Source organism: Pseudomonas sp. PME37.24/025, from assembly GCF_055556615.1.
This window is the reverse complement of sequence record NZ_JBVHNK010000199.1, coordinates 1-271: the sequence shown is the minus strand read 5'-3', so window position 1 is coordinate 271 and position 271 is coordinate 1. Positions and strand designations below refer to the sequence as shown.

At 64.6% G+C, this 271-nt stretch carries 1 protein-coding gene; it reads right to left on the bottom strand.

Going from position 1 to position 271, the window contains the following annotated elements; genetic code table 11:
* The coding region (locus ACZ3HH_RS30060) for a lytic murein transglycosylase (protein WP_465810230.1) at positions 1-271 on the bottom strand (271 nt) is incomplete at both ends.

Genomic DNA, 271 nt, shown 5'->3' with positions numbered 1-271 from the left:
AGGCCGATCGCCAGTGCGTAGGACGTTGAGTTGTTGTAGCGCAGGATGCTGCGGAAATTGCTCAGCAGCAGGAACGCCGGTCCCCGGTGTCCAGCGGGCAGTAGTAAGGTGGCGCTGGCATCGTCACGTGGGGAACCTAGTGGCTGCCCAACTGGGTGTATGCCAAGGGCACGCCATTCGCTCAGGCTGCGGCGCACTTCCGGGTCGGCCAGGGCGTAGTCGAAGCCCTGCGGTAGTTGCACTTCGAAGCCCCAGGGCTGGCGCAGTTGCC